Consider the following 19,463-nt stretch of genomic DNA (forward strand, 5'->3'; position numbering starts at 1 on the left):
CCTTGGAAACATAACGATGCAGTTTAGCAAAAATATCAAAAGCTTTGTCGCAAAAGTTTCAGCCCAATCCCAATAGTCTTCCTTACGCGCGGCGGCGCTGACGGGATCCCCGGCACAGCTCCTGGTAGAGCTGCTCCAACCGGCTGAGGTTGTGGCTGAGGGTGTAGCGCTCCAGCACCCGCTGGCGGGCTTTCATCCCCAGCAGTTGCGTAAATTCCCGTTGATCCCGCAGCAGGGGCAGCAGCGTTTGCAGCTCCACCGTCACCCGAGCCGGATCCAACAGGATCCCGGCTCCATCGGCCAAAACCTCGCCGTCGGCCCCGACGTCGGTGGCCACCGCCGCCACCCCACAGGCCATCGCCTCCAGCAACGACAAAGAGAGCCCCTCGATTAAAGAGGGCAGGATAAACACGTCGGATCCGCGCAGGATCTCGATGCGCTGCTGCTCGTCGGCAACGTAGCCCAGCCAGTGGATCCCGTGCTGGCGGGTGTAGAAGGGCTTGAGGGTATTGAGCAGCGGCCCATCCCCCACAATGAGCAGGCCGCACTTCTCGCCCATTTGAGCTTGCTTCCAGGCTTTGAGCAAGGCCTCCACATTTTTTTCCGGCGAGATCCGCCCTTGGTAAACGAAGATCCGCTCCAGCCCCAACCGTTGCTTAAGGGTGGAGGGCCCCGGCGAATACTTATCCACGTCGACGCCGTTGGGAATGACCACCACCTGCTCGCGGCTCACCCCTAGCCTGACCAAGATCTGCCGCTGTGTTTCCGAGAAGACGATGGTGCGGTCGTAGTGGGCCAAACAAGGAGCATAGAGCTGGTAGGCCAGGTATTGGGTGCGGGAGGCAATGTTGCGCCGCCGCCGGTCGAAGGCCGGGTGGAAGGTGGCCACCAGCGGCTGGTTGAGCTCCGCACAGATCTCCGGCAAGACAAAGTCGATGGGAGAAATCGTCAGCGAGGCATGCACCAGATCCGGCTGCAACTCCCGCAGCGCCTGGGTGAGCAGCCGCCTGGCGTTGGGAGCTGGGATCGTATAAATCTGCGACTTGTACAGACAGGGCAGGGAGACATCCCGCCCCGCCAGCTCAGCACGCCAACGGCTCCCCGGACGGGATCCCTCTACAGCAGGGGCCTCCAGGCTGGGGGAGGGGCTTTCGTTGGTGAAATGGAAAAAGCTCACCTGATGTCCCCGCTCCAAGAGGCCGTTGGTCACCTCACGGCCATAGGTGACGTTGCCACAGAAAGGTGCCTTCTTGCCTATCCAGGCGATGTGCATGGGCGGATCCCTACGGCGCCAGAACGCTGATCTACAAGGGGATGTGCGATTCCAAAGCCTCTATAAGGGTAGCAGACTCGCATCCCACCTCGGCCCGCTCCTCCCCTCTCAGGGGAGAAACCCAGACCGACAAGGCATTGACAGATACCCAGCCCTACGTCGCAGCTATCCAGCAGAAAAACTTATCTGTGCCCCTCTCTGCCCAGCAGACCCCAGAGGTACAGCCCCGCCGACCCGGTCAGGGCCGCCAGGCCGAGAAACGTCCAGGCAAGGCCGAAATAGGTTTCCGCCACCCCCGCCAAAACCAGCGGCAAACTGAGAGCAATGTTGACCGCATTGTTCTGCAGTCCAAAAACCTTGCCGCGCAGATGTTCGGGGGTCTCCTCCTGGAGCAGGGTTTGCATGGGCACCGCCACCAACGCCCCTCCACAGCCCAGCAGGGCAATCCAAGCCAAGCTGGGAAACAGCTTCCCCTCCGTCCAGGACAAGGCCGCCAAGGACAGACACAGCAACAGGGATCCCAGCCCACTCCAGGCGCGACGGCTCACCTGCCGGCCCGTATGCCCCACCCAAAAGGCCCCAATGGCCATGCCCAGGCCGGCAGCCGCCAGCAACACCCCAAACTGATCTGCCTCCAGCTCCGCCGTCACCTCGGCCATGCGCACCGCCAAGACCGCCAGCGCCGCAAACAGCGAGTAGAGCACCACCATTTGCAGCAGGGCCGCGCGGATCAAGGGCATTTGCCCGATGTATTCCAGGCCCAGCTTGAGATCTTCCCAGAGATGGGGAGCCTCCCAAGGTCTGGGCTCCAGCTTCTCGTGGGGTTGCAACAGCAGCAGCAGGGCTCCCGCCGACAGGTAGGCTCCCCCCACCAACAGCTCTGGCCCCACCTCCCAGCCGGGCAACCACGCACGCCCCCAACGATCCGCCAGCGTTAGCAGCGGCTCGCCGATGGCAAAGCCGGCGATCAGCGAAGCCATCATCGTCGTGGTGTAGAGGGAGTTGGCCGCTAACAGCTCCCGCCTGGGCAGGATCAGGGGCAGAGTGGCCTGTTCGGCAGGGGCAAAAAACTGGGTCAAAACAGACACGGCAAAGCTAATCAACAGCAGCCCGCCAAAGCCCAAAGGGATCCCTGGCCAAAAGTTGCGCCCCGCCGTCAGCCAGAGCAGCGGCGGCAACAGCAGCACCAGGATCCCGCGCACCACGTTGGAGAGCACCAGCACCCCCTTCTTGGGCCAGCGATCCACAAATACCCCCGCCAGGCTGCCCAACAACACCGCCGGCAGCGTAAAAGCCAGCATGATCGCCGCCACCCAGCCGCTGATGGAGGCCCCTTCCGGCTGAAACTGCCTCGAGATCAACCCAATCAGCAGCACCAACAACACCTTGTCGGCCAACTGGGAAAACACCTGCCCTATCCACAGCAGCAGGAAATTGCGTCGGCGCAGCACGGCCAGGAAATTTCTCAGGCCTGGCCCGGCCAGAGCAGCATCCTCCTGCTTCAGCTTCTCGGTTGGGCCGTCGTCTTTGGGATCCTCAGGGAGCGGCTCCGGCAAGGGATTCCCGGACGAACACGCCAGCGAGCCGGAGGGAGGACTTGCCGGCGGCTCAAGTGGGGGGGCCTCCGACTTTAGCACCTCAGTTGAAGGAAATGTGGGAGGAAGATCCCGAAGATGAGGAGTCCGCTGGCAGACCTCCGCCTCCCCTTCCGGCCAATCCCCTCGTCGCTCCAAAGTCATAGTGCCCCGTGTAACCTTTCTCCCTCCCCCGCCTTGGCCCTGACAGGTGCTTTTCATGCCGGCTCGTGCCGCCACTGCTGCTGGACGGAGAGAGGTGCCCTGATCTTAATCTTGGCCCATCCCGCAATCAAACTTGCGCGCCCGTCTCGAGGAGGGGGCGACACCTCCCATCGGTCGCGCCGGCAGGATCTCATCAACCCTCTGCCAAGGACAGGGAGCGCAAGGGATCCGGGATCGACTCGCTGGGGGCCACGAAGCTGCCCTTTTCCACAAAAGTGAGGCGCACCGCCAGCCAACGGATGAAATCCTCATTGGTCGAGACCACTGCCCCCAGCGGCTCCTTTAACTTGTGGCGCAGGGGACGCAGCTCTGGAGCTTCCATGAAAGCCGGCTGGGGCACCCAAAAGAAATCGATGGAGCGATGGTGCTCCTCGTAGTGTCGGCGACGCTCCTCCAGCACTTCCTCCAGAGGTTCAGAGCGCAAAAAAGACAGACTGGCAACAATAAAGTGGTAGGTGGTGGGCTCAGCAGCAGGCATACTCTACGATTAACATGTGAGACTCGAACACCTAGAGGCGCGCTCCTGGCGAAAACACAACTTCTCCTGTCGGCTCTTCACCCAGAGTTGCCAACTTCAGCCTACTGGCAGGATTAGTTGGCAGACTTGAGTAAATGCGGGGCGGGATCGCGGGAGCTACACAGGGTCTGACAGTCTTCCAACTGCCGGGGGACGGGCAGCCGCGCCATCACCTCCTCAGGCGGCATAGACTGCTCTGAAGCCTGCCTGAGGGTGGGCAGAGCTTGAGCTGCCCATTCCTGCGCCCAGAGGGGTGTTGTTGAGGAGGGTTCCCCCTGCTCCAACAGCTCCTGACAGAGCGCGGTCGAGCGCTCCAAGTCGCCGCTGCCCTGATAGGCCATGACCAGGGCTACCCGCGCCAAAGCGCATTCCTCAGGGTTTATCCTGGAACCGTTGCGCTCCTTCTGGCGGGGCGAGCTCTCGTGAATCGAGCAGCAGTAGCAGAAAGACTCAAGGAGGTTGATCGCCTCTAAGTAGCGCTCCTGCTTGAGAGCAGTGATGCCGGCACGAAGGGATCCATACGGAGGGGACATGAGCCTAAGTATAGAAAAGATTCTGACGCCTTGCACTTAAGGGCGTTGATGACCTAGCTTTTTATCCGAGGTTTCGTGTCTGATACTACTATACAGCCTTTGGCCAGGCGACCGCGAATCTCCTTACCCTCTTAAGCTTTTGGCAAGGGCGCTCAACTCTTACGGGCCAAGATATAAGTGCTGACGTAGTGGGTTTCTCGGCGCAACACCTCACAGCCTGCCTGCTGCAGGCGCACCCCCAGGTCGTCGCGGATGTAGTCCCGGTAGTAGGGTTCGTGGAAGGTTTGCACAAAAGCTTCCATCGTCTCCTCCAGCTCGGGCGAGTCCAGCAGTTGCACCGAGTCGCAGATGACAATGGCGCCCCCCGGCTTCACCACCCGGCTCATCTCGTTGATGACATTTTGGCGGGCCGGGCCGGGCAGCTCGTGGAAGAGAAACACGCTGACAACCGCATCAAAGGTGGCGTCGGCGTAGGGCATGGCCTCGGCATTGGCGCGGATGAGCTGGGGCAGCTCCCCGGGCAACTCCTGCAACAGCCGGTTGGCCTTGCGCAGATAGGCAGGGGAAAGATCCAGGCCGTACAACGCCGCTTTGGGCAGGGATCCCCGCAGCAGGCGCAGCGTGCGCCCGGTGCCACAAGCTACGTCGAGGATGTGGGGGTCGGATAGAGCAGGATCGAGACCATCCTTGAGCAGGCGGATCACCCGTCGCCGCATCGCATCTGCCGCGCCACCAAACAGCAGTTCCACCTGCAGGTCGTAGAGCTCAGCCGAGCTGTCGCTCAGGTAACCGTTGGTTTGGTAATGAAAATTTTGCAGGTAGTATTTTGGATAGCCCTCGGTGGAGATGTCTGGAGAAAACTCTTGGTAGCGCCGGCTGTGTACCCGCTGAGTGATCTGCGGCAGATCCAGCCATACCTGCGGGTAGTAGCGGGCAAAGTCCAGCCAGGGGTTATCGAAAAGAAGGGCGTGAGGGTAGTAACCTGCCTCGGCGTCTTGCCAATCGACCTGTAGCAGCCGTTCGTAACGAGCCCGCAACTCTTGCAAAGTAGCTGGGCTGACCTTCACCCGCTCCCGCGGCGGTAGGGGCTTCCCAGAGGAAAAACTTTGCAGCTCCCTGAGCACAGAGAGCATCAGCTCCAAAGCCTGGGTGGAGAGAGCCTTGTGGGCAAAGCCAAAGAGATTTTTGCCCCACTGAAAAGCGCGGTAAGCAGCTTCTCCGACTGGAGATGGGATCGGCAGCGACAGCTCGGAGCTCAACTGTAAGCTCATAACCCTGCAAGGTGCGAATGCTTAATGTTTGTTTACGTTAGATTATAGCAAGGCAGCGATGCGAAACCGGCAAGTTCTGGGCCTTGGGAGAGTCGGCGAAATTGGAGCTGTAAACACTCCACTTCCCTGAGAGGGAGAGTACTCTATTGGTGTCCCAGGAAGGACGCCTCTGATGCTTCATGCGCTGGAGGAAGAGGCTGAGCAGGTCGAGTAGATTGGGAAAAGGGGGCGCCCGAGCATGACAGCCAAGACGGTGTTGGTCATTGACGATAGCATCATGATCCGCAAGATGGTGGCCAGCATCTTGGCTGACCAGTTTCAGGTGCTGGAGGCCAAAGACGGCCTAGCGGGCCTGGAGGCTGCCAAAAAACATCACCCCGACCTGATCTTGCTGGATTTTGTCATGCCCAAGATGGACGGCTATGACACATTGCAGGCCATCCGGCAGGAAGAGAGCCTGAAGAATACCCCTGTCATCATCATGTCGGGGATGAAAGAGCAGGTAACAGCCCGCGTCCCTGAGCCTTTTGTCGATTTCGATTTTATTGAAAAGCCGTTTGAGGCGGAGGCTCTTCTGGCTCGCATTCAAAAGGCCCTGCAAGTAGCCCCTGCGGCGGCAGCAGAGCCGGGATCGGAAACCAACACCCAGTTGCTCTTGAACAAGCTCACCGCCATCGAGACGCTGCTCATCCAAGGCACGGAAAACCTTATCCAGCGGGAAGTGGTGACGCGGCTTTCTGATCTCAACCAGCGCCTGGAGCGTCAGGAATCCCACAGCGCTAACCTGGAAGAGCAGATCCGTAAGCTCACCAGCGAGGTGGAACGGCACAGCCAGGGCTTGGCCTTGATCGTCAAGGAGCTAAAGCACATCCGCAAGCTGTTGGGGGGATCCTGATGTCTGAGAGGGTTTTTGAGCGCGCCTATCGGCACCTGGATGCGGTGACGGCCCTGTTTGTGGCTGTGCTGCTGATCTCCAACATCGCCTCCACCAAGATCGTGCTCTTGGGGCCGTTTACGTTCGATGGCGGCACCGTCCTTTTTCCCCTCAGCTACATTTTCGGCGACATCCTCACGGAGGTCTACGGCTATGCCCGCTCGCGGCGGGTGATCTGGCTGGGATTTATCTCGGCGGCCCTGATGTCGGCGACCTTGATGATCGTGGGATCCCTGCCGGCAGCCCCCGACTGGCCCTACCAGGAAGCCTACAAACAGATTCTCGGCCTTACCCCGCGCATTGTACTGGCCAGCCTAATTGCCTACTGGAGCGGCAGCTTTGCCAATGCCTATGTGCTGGCCCGCCTGAAGGTGTGGACGCGGGGACGCTGGCTGTGGACACGCACCATCAGCTCCACCCTGGTGGGCCAGGCGGTGGATACGGGCCTGTTTATTCTCATCGCCTTCTGGGGGGTGTTTCCCGGTCTGATGAGCCTCATTGTCTCCAACTACGTGTTCAAGTGTGCCGTTGAGGCGGTCTGTACGCCCCTGACCTATGTCATCACCGGCTGGCTGAAGCAGCAAGAACAGGAAGACTACTTTGACGTGGCAACCGACTTCAACCCTTTCCGAATGCAGTCCGTATCTGGGTAGTTCATTCGTCCATGGCTGCCCCGACGGATATGGCCAAAAGAGGGATCCCAGTTTTGGTATAGTCAGCTAGAAACCGCAGGAGCCCCGCCCTGTACCCCCCTATATCCCCCCGTATACGGGGGGACTGGGGGGCCGGGGGCCGTGCCGGTCAGGGTCGGGAGGAATGCGGACGACGTATAATCGTGACATGGCCCAAGTCCTGACTATCTCCTGCAAACTCAAGGTGTCTGTGTCGCAAGCCGCCAAGCTGGATGCGACCCTGGATGCCTTCGCAAAGGCACTGAACTGCGTGAATGAGAACACACCAGAGAAGATAGTCAACGCCGTCAAGCTCCAATCTCTCTGCTACCGCGAGATTCGTACCCGCTTCGGACTATCCAGCAACCTGGCACAACAGGTGTGCAGAAGGTTAGCCGGTGCCCGCAAGGTTGCCCAGCAGAAAAACCGTCCAGTCAAGGCGTTCAAGTCTGGCTTTGTTACCTACGATGCCCGCATCTTCTCGTTCCGTGAGAAGGACTGGACGGTGTCGCTGACCACCGTTGAGGGACGGGAACGCTTTGAACTGGATATAGGTCACTACCAGCGCGGCCTGCTAGCGGGTTCAAATCCCAAAGCAGCCACGTTGGTCAAGCGCCAAGGCGGCTCCTACTCCATCCAGATTGGCGTGGAGTCTGAGGTGCCGGAGCCGGAGCACGCCGTCAAGGCCATTGGTGTGGACTTGGGTAGGAGAGATATTGCCCACACCTCTGAGGGAGATAACTGGAATGGACGGCAGTTGAACCAGGTCAGAGACCACTACTCCCGTTTGAGAGGGGTTCTCCAACGCAAGGCCAGCAAGGGCACACGCAGTACACGACGTCGGTGTCAGCAACTGCTGCAACGGCTGTCTGGTCGGGAGAGACGCTTTCAAACTTGGGTGAACCACTGCATCTCCAAGTCGATTGTTGCTAGGGCACTGGCCACTCACCGTTTTATTGCCTTGGAAGACCTGACCGGGATCCGGGAGCGGGTCAACCGGCAGCCGCGCAGCAAGACGGAGCGGCGGCGGGCAAACAGTTGGGCGTTCTACCAGTTGCGGCAGTTTGTGCACTACAAGGCGATGCGGGCAGGGGTGAAGGTTGTGGTGGTTTCGCCGGCCTACAGCTCGCAGACCTGCCACCAGTGCCTGTGGATTGGGCAACGGGAAGGGAAGCATTTTCGCTGTGTGAACCCGGCTTGTGGTTGGGAAGGGGATGCAGATTTGAACGGTGCCAACGGGATTGCACTTTTGGGGGTCGCTGTAAACCAGCCCCCCTACATCCCCCCGCATGCGAGGGGACAAGAGGGGGGTTCGTGGTTGGCTTGCCAGCTGCAGGGCTACCAAAAGCCCGCTCCGTACCCCCCTCAATCCCCCCGCCCCCCTGCCCCCCGTATACGGGGGGTTGGGGGGCTGGAAGGGGGGGCGGTCGGAGCCGGGTAGTTTACAGCGTTATCCTATCTACCCTGCCGCCGGTGCGCAGCGAGCCGGATCAGGTTGGGCAGCCCGGTGTCGTCGGGAGCTTTTATCCAAGACAAGACTTTTGTGAGGGATCCAGACCATGATGCTCATTTTCCAAATTGCTTTGTTGGTGTTGGTGCTTTACAGCTTGCTGTTGGTGGTGGCGGTGCCGGTGCTCTTCAGCTCGGCCAGCGACTGGAGCCGGGCCAAGAATGTGATTTTGGTGGGATCCCTGCTCTGGGTGCTGATGGTGATCGGGGTGGGGGTACTTAGTTTCTTTAAGTGATATCCTTCGACGCCCATCCCCCAGGCTCCTGGACGTTGCAGAGCATCAGGGTTGCGACTGCAAGGTTCTGGGGGCGGGGAAAACTGCGCATCTCCGCACCCGCGTGGGCCTTGAGCGCTCTCGGTACAAGGGATCCCACCCCTTACGATGGATAGCAATTTAATTTAATCTCATGGCCTTGCTGCTCCCTAGGTCAGCGGCAAGTTGTGCCTACACTGATGTCTTTTGGGAGGTTTGGGTGTTGAGAGCAGTGAAGCGTTCGTGGAGCCTCCGCTTGGCCCGGCTGGGGACGAGGCTGATTTTGGCAGGCTTGTTGGTAGGGGTGCTGTCCCCTTCGGCAGCGGCGCAGTCGGGCCTGGTGATCACCGGCAGCGAAGGGGTACCTGTCCTCAGCTACCGGCTGGATTTTCGCGGCATTCGCGGTCGGTTGGATCGCTATCGCCTGACGATCCCGCCTCAGAACGTGGCGGTGGCAGAGGTGCAGATCAACGGGGATAGAAATTTCGATGCCGTCATCGACCCGGAGAACGTGCGCCTAGAGGTGGAGGGCAAGCCGGTGGAGCTGGCGGAAGTGTACTGGAACGAGGAGTTTCGCTCTTTGGAGGTGGTGGCCCGTCAGCCCATTGCCGCCGGCCAGGAGATCCGCTTGGTGCTCTCCAATGTGCGCAATCCTTCCGCTGCCGGCATCTACCGGGTAGAGGCGCGGGTACGGGGGACAGAGCCCAACCCCCTCTTCCGCAATGTGGGCAACTGGCTCATCACCATCGACGATCCGGAGCGGCTCACTTTCTAAGGGCAGCTCCCTTCGAGCGGGGGAGAGTTTTGAGAGTGGATCCCTGAACAGGGGGTTTCGGGCGTAGCCCTTTTCAGAGACAGGGCAAGGCTGGTGAGGTACTGCGGCATCTCTATCTCCCCTCTCCCTAAGGGAGAGGGGTTGGGGGTGAGGGAAACTCCCCTCCAGACAGTAGCCTGGCGTACTGGGAGAGGCTTTCTTTGGTGCTGGCCGATATCTGGTATCCCAACTGGTGGCAGGCCCTGGTCTTGGGCATGGTGCAAGGGATCACGGAATTTCTGCCCATCAGCAGCACGGCGCACCTGCGGGTGTTTCCAGCTTTGCTGGGCTGGCCGGATGCGGGGGCTTCCTTTGCGGCGGTGATCCAATTGGGCAGCCTGGGAGCGGTGTTGATCTACTTTGCTTCTGACCTGCGCCAGTTGCTCCTCGGCTCCTGGAAGGCTTGGCAGAAGCGAGATTTCCAGGAGGAGTCTTGGCGGCTGCTCATGGGGATCCTGGTGGGAACGCTGCCGATTGTCATAGCGGGCTGGGCCGTCAAGGCCATCTGGGGATCCCCGCCCCGGCAGTTGTGGGTGGTTGCCGCCGCCGCCATCGGCTTGGCCCTGGCTTTGGGCTGGGCAGAACGGGTGGGGAAGCGCCGGCGCGATCTGCACAGCCTGGGCATTGGGGATGGGCTCTGGGTGGGGCTGGCCCAGGCTTTGGCCCTGATCCCAGGGGTATCCCGCTCTGGTGTGACGCTGACGGCGGCTCTGTTGCTCGATTTGCAGCGCTCGGCTGCCGCCCGCTACTCCTTTTTGCTGGGGATCCCGGCCCTCTTTTTGGCCGGGGTGGCGGAGTTTATCGCCGAGTTCAGGGCAGAGGCGCTGCTGTCGCAGGGGCTGGGGACGCTCTCGGCCTTTGTCTTCTCCTACGGGTCCATCGACTGGCTAATTCGATTTTTGCAGCGCAGCAGCACCTGGGTGTTCATTGTCTATCGGATTGGTTTTGGCCTGTTCATTTTCCTGGGGCTGGCCCTGGGGTTTTTGCAACCTTAAGTGGGCTTTTGTTGCCGCAGAATCCGCAGCGCTTTCGGCAGGTGCTCCGCCAGGTGGGCCGGATCCACGCCCGTTAGACCCCGTTCCCCCGCCAAATGGATGGCTGCTTGAGCATGCCACCACACCCCCGCACAGGCGCAACTGAGCAGCTCCGCGATCCCCATCGACTGACCCAGTTGAGCCCTTCTGCGCGCCACCAGGCCGCCGATCAGGCCGGTCAGAACATCGCCGCTGCCGCCGCGGGCCAAAGCCGGTGTGCTTTCCGGGTTGACCCAGCATTCCCCCGTAGGAGAGGCGATGACCGTCCGCGCCCCCTTCAAGACCACTACTGCCCCGCTCTGGGCTGCTGCTCTCTGGGCTGCCTCCATGCGATCTGAAAGCGGGAGGTGCGGAAAAAGCCGGCGAAACTCCCCCAGGTGCGGGGTGAGGATGGCTTGGATCCTGTGTTCTGGCAAGCGCTCCACCCCTATTTCCGCCAAGGCGTTGAGGCCATCGGCGTCGATCACCCAAGGGATCCCGGCCCAATCCTGCAGCAGGATCTCCAGCAGCAGACGGCGGGTTTCTCCCACGCCCGGCCCCACCGCCACCGCCTGAAAGGGTTTCTCGGCCAGCAGGGAGGGGATCCCTTCCCAGGCGTGAACCAAGACTTCCGGCAAAGCGCTGTGGACGAGCCCTTTCACTTCTGCCGGCACCGCCAGGGTTACCATGCCCACGCCGCTGGCGCGGGATCCCAGCCCGGCCAACACCGCCGCCCCGGCATAGGTTGTCGATCCCGCCACCAGCAACAGGGATCCCTGGCGGTATTTGTGGGTATCCAAAGGCGGATCGGGGGGGAAATGGGGCCAGGGGTGCAGCAACACCTGGGGAACTTCCACCTCCGGCCAGGCCCAAGGGGGAATGCCGAAATCGAGGCGGCGCAGACGTCCCACCCAAGGCAGAGCCGCCTCCTGCCACAGGCCCCGCTTCCAGAGGCCCAGGGCATAGGTGTAGCTGGCGCGGATGCAGCAGCCCCAGATCTCGCCTGTCTGGTCGTTGAGGCCGGAGGGCAGGTCCAGGCTGAGGATGGGAATGCCGCTGCCGTTGGCCCACTCCACCGCCTCCGCCCAGGGATCCCCCAGGGGCCGGTTTAGGCCAATGCCAAAGAGGGCGTCGATGAGCAGGTCGCAGTCGGCCAACGCCTCCACCCGCTCCACAAACTCCGCCCCCAGGGCCCTGAGGTAGCGGGCGTGCTCGGCGGTCAGGGGTTTGAGATCTGGCTTGCCCAGCCACACCTTCACCGACCTTTGGGCCAGCCGCAGCTCTCGTCCAACCACCAAGCCGTCGCCGCCATTGTGCCCTGTCCCGCAGAGGATGCCGATGCGCTGGGCCTGGGGAAAATCCTGTTGCAACTGGGCAAAAGCGGCCAGCCCTACCTTTTCCATCAGGGCGGCCACGGGCATGCCGGCAGCGAAGATCTCCTCCTCAAGGCGCTGCATCTGCGCCGCGCTGACCAGGGCGGTGGCCGGGTCGAACTGGCAGCGGGGATCCCTATCGCCACGCCGCGCTGGTGTTACAGGCGGTATCGCTGGGGGGAGAGGGTTCATGGCTCAGTTGCGCCAATGGCGCTTAGCTCGATTACATTCCCATCCGGATCGCGGACAAACACAGCCGCCCGCCCGGAAGCGCTGGGCTGCACCTCATAGCCTGCCTGCAGCAGGCGGGCTTTCACCGCCTCCAGATCTTCCACTCCCAGCGCCACGTGGGGAAGGCGCCCCCACTTCGCCCTGCTGCCACGACTGGCTTGCTGCCCCTGGTCAAGCGGCTCCTCAGTGACGATCAAGTGAATCTGCGAAGACCCCACCTGGTACCAGGCGCCGGGAAAGTCAAAGGGAAACCGTTCTGCCTTGGGGATCCCGAGCACCGTGCCGTAGAAATGCTCGGCCCTGGCCAGATCGCTGACCCAAAGGGCGGTGTGCAGGTGCTGGTAGGCGGGCTTTGGGGAGGCGGTCATGACATTGCTCCGGGAAAGTGCTTGCATCTGTCGAGGGAAACCATATTTTCTCCAAGAGCCTGCTCCGCCTGTGCGCTAAGTTGGAGCTAGGGCAGCGGCGAGGAACGTACCTTTGTCCTATCTTGGTTCTTACCCAGGAGTTGGTCTATGGGATCCCGCACCAAGTTTTTCGGCACCGTCTTGGCCATGCTGGCTGTCAACAGCATCTATATGCAGTTGCAGCAGCTGGCCCTGCGGCTGGAAGAAGAGGTGAACCCGGCTCCCTCAGAGCAGGCTGCTCCAGAGCCTCAGAGCAACGCGCAGCCACCGGATCTCTGGGGACATCTGGCCTAAGTTTTCCGGGGATGGCGGTGGGTCGAGGCCAGTGCTGGCTCCACCTCTCCCCTGCAACCCTAGGCTCCGAGCCAAGAGGCAGTTTGCAAAGGGGATCAAACTCCGTACCATAGAGGAGCGAGCTCCCCTATTTTGCGGTTTACAACTTGGATACTCACCATGACTCAGCCGTCAGCAGCTTCTGGGCAAAAGCCGATCGTCGTCGCCCCCTCCATCCTTTCAGCCGATTTTAGCCGCTTGGGGGAAGAAGTGCGGGCAGTGGACGAGGCAGGAGCCGACTGGATCCACGTAGATGTGATGGATGGCCGCTTTGTGCCCAACATCACCATCGGCCCGCTGGTGGTGGAAGCGCTGCGCCCGGTTACGGCCAAGCCTCTGGATGTCCACCTGATGATTGTGGAGCCGGAAAAGTATGTGGCCGACTTTGCCAAGGCGGGGGCCGACATCATCTCCGTTCACGCCGAGTCCAGCTCCACCATCCACCTGCACCGCACCCTCAGCCAAATCAAGGATCTGGGCAAACAGGCAGGGGTGGTGCTTAACCCGGCCAGCCCCCTGGAGCTGATCCAGTACGTGCTGGATCTGGTGGACCTGGTGTTGATCATGAGCGTCAACCCTGGCTTTGGCGGCCAGAGCTTCATCTCGGCGGTGGTGCCCAAGATTCGCCAGTTGCGGGCCCTGTGCGACGAGCGGGGCTTGGATCCCTGGATTGAAGTAGATGGCGGCATCAAGGCCAGCAACGCCTGGCAGGTGATCGAGGCGGGGGCCAACGCCATCGTGGCTGGCTCAGCCGTGTTCAAGGCCAAGGACTACGGGGAAGCCATTCGTGCCATTCGCCACAGCCGCCGCCCCGAGCTGGTAACGGTTTGATTTGAGCTGATCTGGGAAAACCCTGCCCTTGGACTCCTCTCAGGCCAAGGCGCAAAAGAGAGGGGAGAAGGCCTGGCGCTCCTCACCCTCAGCCCATTGGGAAGGGCCACGGCTCAGCGGCAGGGATCCCTTCTGGTGGGAGGATGGGCTCGAAATTCTAGCGCAGAGCGTTGGTCTTCTTCTGGGCAGCCAAAGGCACGGTACCGTCCTCACCGGCGGCCTGGACTAGGCAATGGGGAGGTGTGGAAGGAGGCGTGATGGGCTGGGGCGAAGTGGGGCTGAAAAAGGTCTGGCAGAAGGGCAGGCGGCTGTTGCGCTGAATGGTGGCAAGGTAAGGGGGAGGGACAGTGCCCCAGTAGGCGCCCAGCACCTGCTGGTCCGGATCCTCCGGCAGCACCTGGTAGTACACCATCAGGCGATTATCGGGGAACCAGGCGCGAACAAGCCTTTGCAGTTGCCTTAAATTGAAGCCCGGCTCTTCTGGATTGTCAATTAGGTGCATCCCCGCCAGCCGCCCGCCCATGAAGTAGGCCTCCACATAAAACCCACGGGCATAGAGGGGGGGCTCTAAGGGATCCCGCGACGAAGGGGCATCCGGCAGGTAAAGGGCCTCACCGCCCGGGCGCAGTTGCCAGCGGCTCCAGCGGGGATCCTCCCGGTCGCTGGAAATAGTCTCCCAATTGTTGGCGCGGGCGTAGCTCAAGAAGCGCTCCTCCACCATGCCCAAATAGAGCATTTCCATCTGCAGGGGCAGCCGGGCACTTGTTTGCAATAGGGGCAAAGTTCGCACTTCTCCCTGCTTGAGCACCAAAACCTCTGCCAAGGCAGGGCGCGGTTCCCACGCCAGCAACGCCGCCAGGATTCCTGCTCCGAGGGCTCTGCCAAGGCCGGCCAGACCTAGCCGTGCCGAGGCCCGCAGCAACAGGAAAAGCAGTTTGACAAGGGGCAGTTTAAACCGAGGCCGTGCCCCGCCCCACATGGCAACGGAAGCAGGGACATAAGATGAGATCACGGGGAAATTCGAAGAGCTGGGAAGACGATAGAGACTATGGATGTTCTATTCTAGCCACAGCGCTAAGGTTCTTTGAAAATTTTAATCTGCTGCCCTGGGTGAACTTTCTTGCCGGCGGATGGATCAAAACCGGTCTCCAAATGGGCGCGACTGTCGAGAACCTCCCTCCCCCTCCTCGACTGCAAGGCCGGGGCTTGTCGTCATCGCTGGCCCCACGGCCACCGGCAAGTCGCGCCAGGCGCTGCTGTTGGCCCAGCGGCTGGGATCCCCCCTGTTGAACGCCGACTCTCGTCAGGTGTACCGGGAGTTCGACATCGGCACTGCCAAGCCCACTCCCGCCGAGCGGGCCCTCTGGCCCCACGAGTTGATTGACTTTGTGGATCCCCGCCACACCTATACAGTGGCCGAGTTTCAGCAGGCGGCCCAGGCGCGCATTGCCGCAGCCCATCGGCAGGGACAGACTCCTATTCTGGTGGGGGGCACAGGGCTCTACATTCAGTCGATCACGGCAGGCTTAGGGATCCCGGCAGTTCCCCCCCAGCCTCAGTTGCGCGCTCAACTGGAGACGTGGCCGCCCGAGATCCGCTACGCCTGGCTGCAGCAGTTGGATCCTGTGGCAGCGGGGCAGATTCACCCTCATGATGAAGTGCGCACCCTGCGGGCTTTGGAGATCATCTACACCACTGGGAAGCCGGCTTCCTACCTGCGGCAGGCCCATCCTCCTGACTACCCCATTTTGCTCTTGGGGTTGCACTGCCCAATGCCCCGTCTGGAACAACGCATTGCCCGGCGCACAGCAGAAATGCTGGCGGCAGGCTGGATTGAGGAGGTAAAAACGCTGCGGCAGCGCTACGGGCCAGACCTGCCCCTCTTGCAGACCTTGGGCTATGCGGAGATCGGCGCTTACCTGGAAGGGCGGATCCCGGCAGCCGAGCTGCAGCCTCTGATTGTGCGGCGCACCCGCCAGTTTGCCAAGCGGCAGATGACCTGGTTTCGGGCCATGCCAGGGATCCAGTGGCTGGACTGCGAGGCCGAGGATCTGCCCGAACAGATCTGGAAGCGGGTTACAGCGTGGATGGCAGCTCAGACCAGCGCCGGAACCACTCCTGCCGTCGCCGCGCGTCCGCCCGCCGATCCGTAAGGATCTCCAACACCCGCACCCCTTGGGCGGGCAAGGGATCCAAAGCCTGGGCCAGCTCTTCCCAGGTCTCTATCCGCTGCTGGGGGATGCCATGGGCCTGGCAGAGGAGGGCAAAATCCACCGCCTGGGGAGTCGCAAAGTAGGGCTCAAAGGGTGGGCCCGCCTCGGCAATGGGCAGCAGCTCGAAGATGCCGCCCCCCTGGTTGTTGATGAGAAGAATGGTCAGGGATCCCTGGAGGCATTGGGCAAGACGCAGGCCGCCGCAGTCGTGCAGAAAGGCCAGATCCCCAGTCAGCAGCACTGTTGGCCGATGGCGGTAGGCCACCCCAAAGGCAGTCGAGAGGATGCCGTCGATGCCGTTGGTGCCGCGGTTGAAGTAGGGCCGGATGCGGCGATCGTTGGGCGGCCAAAACCACTCCACATCCCGCACCGGCGTGCTGTTGGCAATAAATAGCGGCGTCTCCGGCGGCAGGTGGTGGGCCAGCCACCAGGCAAGCTTGCCCTCAAACCACTCCGGCAGGTCAGCCAGCAGCCGATCCAGCTCAGCCCGAGCTTTGGCTTCCGCCCGCAGCCAGGTTTGTAGAAAAGCGGTTGCTTTGGCCTTGCCTGCCGGGATCCCTGCCGCCACCTCCTCCACGACAAAGGGCAAGTGGGTGGTGGGGTTGTGGAGGGGATCGGCGTTCTGGGCCCGGGGATCGAGCAGCCAGGTGCGGGGTCGGGCTTGGGCTAGGGTTTGCCGCAGCGCCTTGCTGGTGGGCAAGGATCCCAGTTGGATCACTTGCTCTGGCCAAAGAGGAGGTTGCTCTCCCTGGAGGAGAAAATCGTAGGTGGTGATGAGGTAGGGGTTGAGGGAAGCGTAGTTGCGCAAAGGGGAGAGTCCCTCCGCCAACACCGGCCAGCCCAGGGCCAGCGCCAAGCGGGCCACCGCCTCTGCATAACGCTGGGGGTCTGCCGGTTGGGCCGGCCCTGCCAAGATCACCCCCCGCTCACAGCCACACCACTCCCGCCAAAAGGAAGCTGTTGACGCGAATGCAGAACCGCCAGCCGGGGTGACCAGGCCAGATGGGGAGATAACCCCGCGGAAAAAGGTCTTCTCAAACTCCGGATCTTCCTGCAAATGAACCAGCGGCGCCGTGCTGCCATCGGCAACGGGAGCTAAGGGATCCCGCAAAGGCACGTTGAGATGCACCGGACCCGGGAAAGGGTAGAGAGCACGCTCCCAGGCGTGGATGATCATTTGGCGCAGGTAGGCCAGAGCTTCCAGGTCGGCGCTGGGCAGGGCCAGCTCCGCCTGCCAGTTGGGGTAGTGGCCGTAGAGCTTCACCTGGTCAATGGTCTGCCCGGCGCGGCAGTGGCGCAGCTCCGGCGGCCGATCCGCCGTCAACACCAAAAGGGGCCAACCACTTTCTGCCGCCTCGATGAGAGCAGGGAAAAAATGGGCGCCGGCGCTGCCGGAAGTACACACCAGAGGGATGGGCTGCCGAGTTTGCTGGGCCAAGCCGAGGGCAAAAAAGGCCGCCGACCGCTCGTCCACCGCTGGAATGGCCTCGATCTCAGGGTGCTGGGCTAGGGCATAGGTGAGGGGGGCAGAACGGGATCCTGGACAGACCACGGCCACCCGACAACCCAGCCGGCTCAAGGTCTCGGCCAAAATGGATCCCCAGAGGGTGTTGAGGTTGCGCCAGTCCAGCCGTTGAAGGGAGTTTGCGCCAGTCACTCCAGCTATCCCAGCCAGCGGGGAGATCGAGCAAGTTGGGTAGGAAGCTCAAAATAGGCACATCCTAGTAATCTATAGCCATCCCCAATCGCAGGGGAACCACTTGCTTTGGCCTTCCTTCGCCTTTCCTCTCTTTTTGGGAGGGGAGCTGTGGGCCGGGGAGGCGCCCGGGAAACTGCCTCAAGTCGGTTGGTCGCGCCGCAACTCCAGATTTCCTGGCGGGGGCAAGGGTTGGCCAGGCCTCTCCGATGGGGGAATAATGTTCATGAGAACGCCCCTTATCGACCTTCGCTGCACCCAATAGGAGCACCCATGGCCAGAAAACCCGATGGATACCTTGTCCACATCATGCTCGAAGGTGGACAAACCATGCAGGTACGGGTCAAGGAAGCTAGAGAATACACAGAGCTGATCAACCAACTGATGGTGGGTGGGGACGAGTTCATCACATTGCCCAAGCAAATGGACAACGAGTACATGATCGTGCGTCCGCAGCGGGTGTCCGGCGTGTCGGTGGAGGCGATCTACACTTCCAGCGTCGGCATCGACCTGTAGAGCTCAAGGCCAGGGTCGCCGGGCTGGGTTGCAACGCAAAGCCCCCACCCCTGAGGGCAGGGGCCGGACTAGACCCCCCTGGGATCTAGAGCCTTAGCACCGACAAGTTAGCTTTGCGGGGGCAGGATCACCTTGTCGATGACGTGGATGACGCCGTTAGAGGCCTCAATGTCTGCTTGCGTCACTTTGGCATCGTTGACCTTGACTCCGTCGCTCAAGGAGATCTTCACAGAAGATCCTTCGACCGTCGTCACTTCACCTTCCTTTAGATCGCTGGAGAGGACTTTGCCGGGCACCACATGGTAGGTGAGAATCCGGGTCAATTTCTCGCGGTTTTCCGGCTGCAGCAGCTCCTCTAGAGTGCCTTGCGGCAGCGCCGCAAAAGCTTCATCGGTGGGAGCGAAAACGGTGAAGGGGCCTTCCCCGGAGAGCACCTTCACCAAGTCGGCAGCTTCCAAGGCTTGGATCAAGGTGGTGAAAGAGCCGGCCTCGGCAGCAACATCTACTATGGTTTTGCTGGCAGGGGCAGCGGTTTTCACGCTTTCAGAAGTCGCGCCGTGGCTGCCGGCAATGACCGCAGGGGCTGCAACCAACGTGGTGGCCGAGGCAACAGCCAAGGAGAGAGCGAAGAGATTGCGAATCATGCAATGTAACCCTCCGTGAAGAGTAGGTTCACATTTCTATGTGACGGACGGGATAGAGCTCGGGTTCCTCAAAATCGCAAAAAGTCCCCGAAAAAGATATTTCTACTACCCCAAAATACCTTTTTGACAAGGCTTACAAGGCTACTCTCCGCTGAGGTTAGATTTGCAACAATCATCGCGAGATGGCGGTGAACCATCCAAAACACGCCCGATGAGGATCCCTTGAGGCTGAGGGATCGTTACGTTTGTTTACATTGTTTGTTCAAGTTAGCGTTCCATTGGCATCGCCAAAGTGGGCACCTCTGCGGTGCTGGGCAGAGGGGTAAACGAGTTGGCGATCTCAGCAGGCATGCCTACTCTTCTTCCGCCTCGAAGTCTTCGTCGTAGTCGTCCCCGATCAAATCGTCGATGTCGTCGATGTCTTCTTCCAAAACAGCTTCAGGGACTTCAAGAGGCTGCTCGATCAGCCGGCCTTCCTGGCGCAACCAGTCGAGGATAGAAATGCTACCGGGCAGGGGCAGCACTACTGGAGGCTGATCGCGAGGTTCTTCCCGCAGAGAAGGGTTGTGGTACATGCTGTCCAGAAGAAGTGCAGCTGTGAAGAAGGTGTGGGCAAGCTTCGGGTCGATGG

Annotated in this window: 21 protein-coding genes; 10 read left to right on the plus strand and 11 right to left on the minus strand. The window is 61.2% G+C overall.

Features of this window, described 5'->3' with window-relative positions:
• Positions 1-82: 82 nt before the first annotated feature.
• The 5 genes from SYN65AY6A5_RS10495 to SYN65AY6A5_RS10515 form a co-directional block, all read right to left on the minus strand.
• Positions 83-1,273 carry a glycosyltransferase family 4 protein gene (locus SYN65AY6A5_RS10495; protein ID WP_011429021.1) on the minus strand — a complete coding sequence of 397 codons (1,191 nt, stop codon included), beginning with the start codon at positions 1,271-1,273 and terminating at the stop codon, positions 83-85.
• Positions 1,274-1,455: 182 nt separating this feature from the next.
• Positions 1,456-2,829, minus strand: coding sequence for an MFS transporter (locus SYN65AY6A5_RS10500; RefSeq protein WP_228375388.1), 1,374 nt, complete (start codon positions 2,827-2,829; stop codon positions 1,456-1,458).
• A 376-nt stretch (positions 2,830-3,205) separates the two neighbouring features.
• Positions 3,206-3,550 (minus strand): MgPME-cyclase complex family protein, encoded by a 345-nt coding sequence (locus SYN65AY6A5_RS10505; protein ID WP_011429018.1) that lies wholly within the window; start codon positions 3,548-3,550, stop codon positions 3,206-3,208.
• A 113-nt stretch (positions 3,551-3,663) separates the two neighbouring features.
• Positions 3,664-4,122 (minus strand): hypothetical protein, encoded by a 459-nt coding sequence (locus tag SYN65AY6A5_RS10510; RefSeq protein WP_049749696.1) that lies wholly within the window; start codon positions 4,120-4,122, stop codon positions 3,664-3,666.
• Positions 4,123-4,274: 152 nt separating this feature from the next.
• Positions 4,275-5,393 carry a class I SAM-dependent methyltransferase gene (locus SYN65AY6A5_RS10515; protein ID WP_011429016.1) on the minus strand — a complete coding sequence of 373 codons (1,119 nt, stop codon included), beginning with the start codon at positions 5,391-5,393 and terminating at the stop codon, positions 4,275-4,277.
• Between the two features lie 238 nt (positions 5,394-5,631).
• Here SYN65AY6A5_RS10515 and SYN65AY6A5_RS10520 point away from each other — a divergent pair, with 238 nt between their 5' ends.
• The 6 genes from SYN65AY6A5_RS10520 (at position 5,632) to SYN65AY6A5_RS10545 (ending at position 10,570) form a co-directional block, all read left to right on the plus strand.
• Positions 5,632-6,288 (plus strand): response regulator, encoded by a 657-nt coding sequence (locus SYN65AY6A5_RS10520; RefSeq protein ID WP_011429015.1) that lies wholly within the window; start codon positions 5,632-5,634, stop codon positions 6,286-6,288.
• A complete protein-coding gene (locus SYN65AY6A5_RS10525) occupies positions 6,288-6,980 on the plus strand; it encodes a queuosine precursor transporter (protein WP_011429014.1) in 693 nt (230 codons plus the stop codon). The genes SYN65AY6A5_RS10520 and SYN65AY6A5_RS10525 overlap by 1 nt, the downstream gene beginning before the upstream one ends.
• 187 nt (positions 6,981-7,167) lie before the next feature.
• Positions 7,168-8,439, plus strand: coding sequence for an RNA-guided endonuclease TnpB family protein (locus SYN65AY6A5_RS10530; protein WP_099884380.1), 1,272 nt, complete (start codon positions 7,168-7,170; stop codon positions 8,437-8,439).
• A 118-nt stretch (positions 8,440-8,557) separates the two neighbouring features.
• A complete protein-coding gene (gene psbZ / locus SYN65AY6A5_RS10535) occupies positions 8,558-8,743 on the plus strand; it encodes a photosystem II reaction center protein PsbZ (RefSeq protein WP_011429012.1) in 186 nt (61 codons plus the stop codon).
• A gap of 238 nt (positions 8,744-8,981) precedes the next feature.
• Positions 8,982-9,536 carry a DUF2808 domain-containing protein gene (locus SYN65AY6A5_RS10540; protein WP_228375387.1) on the plus strand — a complete coding sequence of 185 codons (555 nt, stop codon included), beginning with the start codon at positions 8,982-8,984 and terminating at the stop codon, positions 9,534-9,536.
• A gap of 203 nt (positions 9,537-9,739) precedes the next feature.
• Complete coding sequence (locus tag SYN65AY6A5_RS10545) at positions 9,740-10,570, plus strand: undecaprenyl-diphosphate phosphatase (protein WP_011429010.1); 831 nt, start codon at positions 9,740-9,742, stop codon at positions 10,568-10,570.
• Here the strand turns inward: SYN65AY6A5_RS10545 and SYN65AY6A5_RS10550 are convergent.
• Positions 10,567-12,153, minus strand: a complete 1,587-nt coding sequence (locus SYN65AY6A5_RS10550; RefSeq protein ID WP_099884382.1) for an NAD(P)H-hydrate dehydratase — start codon at positions 12,151-12,153, stop codon at positions 10,567-10,569. The two genes, SYN65AY6A5_RS10545 and SYN65AY6A5_RS10550, sit on opposite strands and share 4 nt — an antisense overlap.
• Positions 12,150-12,560 (minus strand): VOC family protein, encoded by a 411-nt coding sequence (locus SYN65AY6A5_RS10555; RefSeq protein ID WP_011429008.1) that lies wholly within the window; start codon positions 12,558-12,560, stop codon positions 12,150-12,152. Before SYN65AY6A5_RS10555 ends, SYN65AY6A5_RS10550 begins: the two co-directional genes overlap by 4 nt.
• Before the next feature lie 147 nt (positions 12,561-12,707).
• Here SYN65AY6A5_RS10555 and SYN65AY6A5_RS10560 point away from each other — a divergent pair, with 147 nt between their 5' ends.
• Together SYN65AY6A5_RS10560 and rpe are read left to right on the plus strand one after the other, a co-directional pair.
• Positions 12,708-12,893: a hypothetical protein gene (locus SYN65AY6A5_RS10560; RefSeq protein ID WP_011429007.1), complete on the plus strand. Its 186-nt coding sequence runs from the start codon at positions 12,708-12,710 to the stop codon at positions 12,891-12,893.
• Between the two features lie 159 nt (positions 12,894-13,052).
• Positions 13,053-13,763, plus strand: coding sequence for a ribulose-phosphate 3-epimerase (gene rpe / locus SYN65AY6A5_RS10565; protein WP_099884384.1), 711 nt, complete (start codon positions 13,053-13,055; stop codon positions 13,761-13,763).
• 157 nt (positions 13,764-13,920) lie between these two features.
• Here rpe and SYN65AY6A5_RS10570 read toward each other — a convergent pair whose 3' ends face one another.
• On the minus strand, positions 13,921-14,586 hold the full coding sequence (locus tag SYN65AY6A5_RS10570) for a hypothetical protein (RefSeq protein WP_240530508.1): 666 nt from the start codon (positions 14,584-14,586) through the stop codon (positions 13,921-13,923).
• Between the two features lie 307 nt (positions 14,587-14,893).
• On the opposite strand from SYN65AY6A5_RS10570, the gene miaA reads away from it, so the two are divergent.
• The gene (gene miaA / locus SYN65AY6A5_RS10575; protein WP_011429004.1) at positions 14,894-15,916 is read left to right on the plus strand and encodes a tRNA (adenosine(37)-N6)-dimethylallyltransferase MiaA; all 1,023 of its coding nucleotides are present in this window, start codon (positions 14,894-14,896) and stop codon (positions 15,914-15,916) included.
• Here the strand turns inward: miaA and menD are convergent.
• On the minus strand, positions 15,840-17,633 hold the full coding sequence (menD, locus tag SYN65AY6A5_RS10580; protein WP_099884386.1) for a 2-succinyl-5-enolpyruvyl-6-hydroxy-3-cyclohexene-1-carboxylic-acid synthase: 1,794 nt from the start codon (positions 17,631-17,633) through the stop codon (positions 15,840-15,842). The two genes, miaA and menD, sit on opposite strands and share 77 nt — an antisense overlap.
• A gap of 312 nt (positions 17,634-17,945) precedes the next feature.
• Between menD and SYN65AY6A5_RS10585 the strand changes: the two genes are divergently transcribed.
• Positions 17,946-18,188, plus strand: coding sequence for a hypothetical protein (locus SYN65AY6A5_RS10585; protein ID WP_041438020.1), 243 nt, complete (start codon positions 17,946-17,948; stop codon positions 18,186-18,188).
• A gap of 107 nt (positions 18,189-18,295) precedes the next feature.
• Here SYN65AY6A5_RS10585 and SYN65AY6A5_RS10590 read toward each other — a convergent pair whose 3' ends face one another.
• Together SYN65AY6A5_RS10590 and SYN65AY6A5_RS10595 are read right to left on the minus strand one after the other, a co-directional pair.
• Positions 18,296-18,832: a fasciclin domain-containing protein gene (locus SYN65AY6A5_RS10590; protein WP_011429001.1), complete on the minus strand. Its 537-nt coding sequence runs from the start codon at positions 18,830-18,832 to the stop codon at positions 18,296-18,298.
• A gap of 353 nt (positions 18,833-19,185) precedes the next feature.
• Positions 19,186-19,407 (minus strand): DUF3134 family protein, encoded by a 222-nt coding sequence (locus SYN65AY6A5_RS10595; protein ID WP_011429000.1) that lies wholly within the window; start codon positions 19,405-19,407, stop codon positions 19,186-19,188.
• Between the last annotated feature and the right edge of the window lie 56 nt (positions 19,408-19,463).

It is taken from the genome of Synechococcus sp. 65AY6A5 (assembly GCF_002760415.1).
Lineage (GTDB): Bacteria > Cyanobacteriota > Cyanobacteriia > Thermostichales > Thermostichaceae > Thermostichus.

Excerpts from the sequence above, each read along its gene's own strand:
- SYN65AY6A5_RS10550 (WP_099884382.1), bottom strand. The coding sequence starts at position 12,153 with ATGAACCCTCTCCCCCCAGCGATACCGCCTGTAACACCAGCGCGGCGT.
- miaA (WP_011429004.1), top strand. The coding sequence starts at position 14,894 with ATGGATCAAAACCGGTCTCCAAATGGGCGCGACTGTCGAGAACCTCCC.
- SYN65AY6A5_RS10505 (WP_011429018.1), bottom strand. The coding sequence starts at position 3,550 with ATGCCTGCTGCTGAGCCCACCACCTACCACTTTATTGTTGCCAGTCTG.
- SYN65AY6A5_RS10495 (WP_011429021.1), bottom strand. The coding sequence starts at position 1,273 with ATGCACATCGCCTGGATAGGCAAGAAGGCACCTTTCTGTGGCAACGTC.
- SYN65AY6A5_RS10510 (WP_049749696.1), bottom strand. The coding sequence starts at position 4,122 with ATGTCCCCTCCGTATGGATCCCTTCGTGCCGGCATCACTGCTCTCAAG.
- psbZ (WP_011429012.1), top strand. The coding sequence starts at position 8,558 with ATGATGCTCATTTTCCAAATTGCTTTGTTGGTGTTGGTGCTTTACAGC.
- SYN65AY6A5_RS10590 (WP_011429001.1), bottom strand. The coding sequence starts at position 18,832 with ATGATTCGCAATCTCTTCGCTCTCTCCTTGGCTGTTGCCTCGGCCACC.
- rpe (WP_099884384.1), top strand. The coding sequence starts at position 13,053 with ATGACTCAGCCGTCAGCAGCTTCTGGGCAAAAGCCGATCGTCGTCGCC.
- SYN65AY6A5_RS10595 (WP_011429000.1), bottom strand. The coding sequence starts at position 19,407 with ATGTACCACAACCCTTCTCTGCGGGAAGAACCTCGCGATCAGCCTCCA.
- SYN65AY6A5_RS10530 (WP_099884380.1), top strand. The coding sequence starts at position 7,168 with ATGGCCCAAGTCCTGACTATCTCCTGCAAACTCAAGGTGTCTGTGTCG.
- SYN65AY6A5_RS10525 (WP_011429014.1), top strand. The coding sequence starts at position 6,288 with ATGTCTGAGAGGGTTTTTGAGCGCGCCTATCGGCACCTGGATGCGGTG.
- SYN65AY6A5_RS10560 (WP_011429007.1), top strand. The coding sequence starts at position 12,708 with ATGGGATCCCGCACCAAGTTTTTCGGCACCGTCTTGGCCATGCTGGCT.
- SYN65AY6A5_RS10520 (WP_011429015.1), top strand. The coding sequence starts at position 5,632 with ATGACAGCCAAGACGGTGTTGGTCATTGACGATAGCATCATGATCCGC.
- SYN65AY6A5_RS10585 (WP_041438020.1), top strand. The coding sequence starts at position 17,946 with ATGGCCAGAAAACCCGATGGATACCTTGTCCACATCATGCTCGAAGGT.
- SYN65AY6A5_RS10515 (WP_011429016.1), bottom strand. The coding sequence starts at position 5,393 with ATGAGCTTACAGTTGAGCTCCGAGCTGTCGCTGCCGATCCCATCTCCA.
- SYN65AY6A5_RS10555 (WP_011429008.1), bottom strand. The coding sequence starts at position 12,560 with ATGACCGCCTCCCCAAAGCCCGCCTACCAGCACCTGCACACCGCCCTT.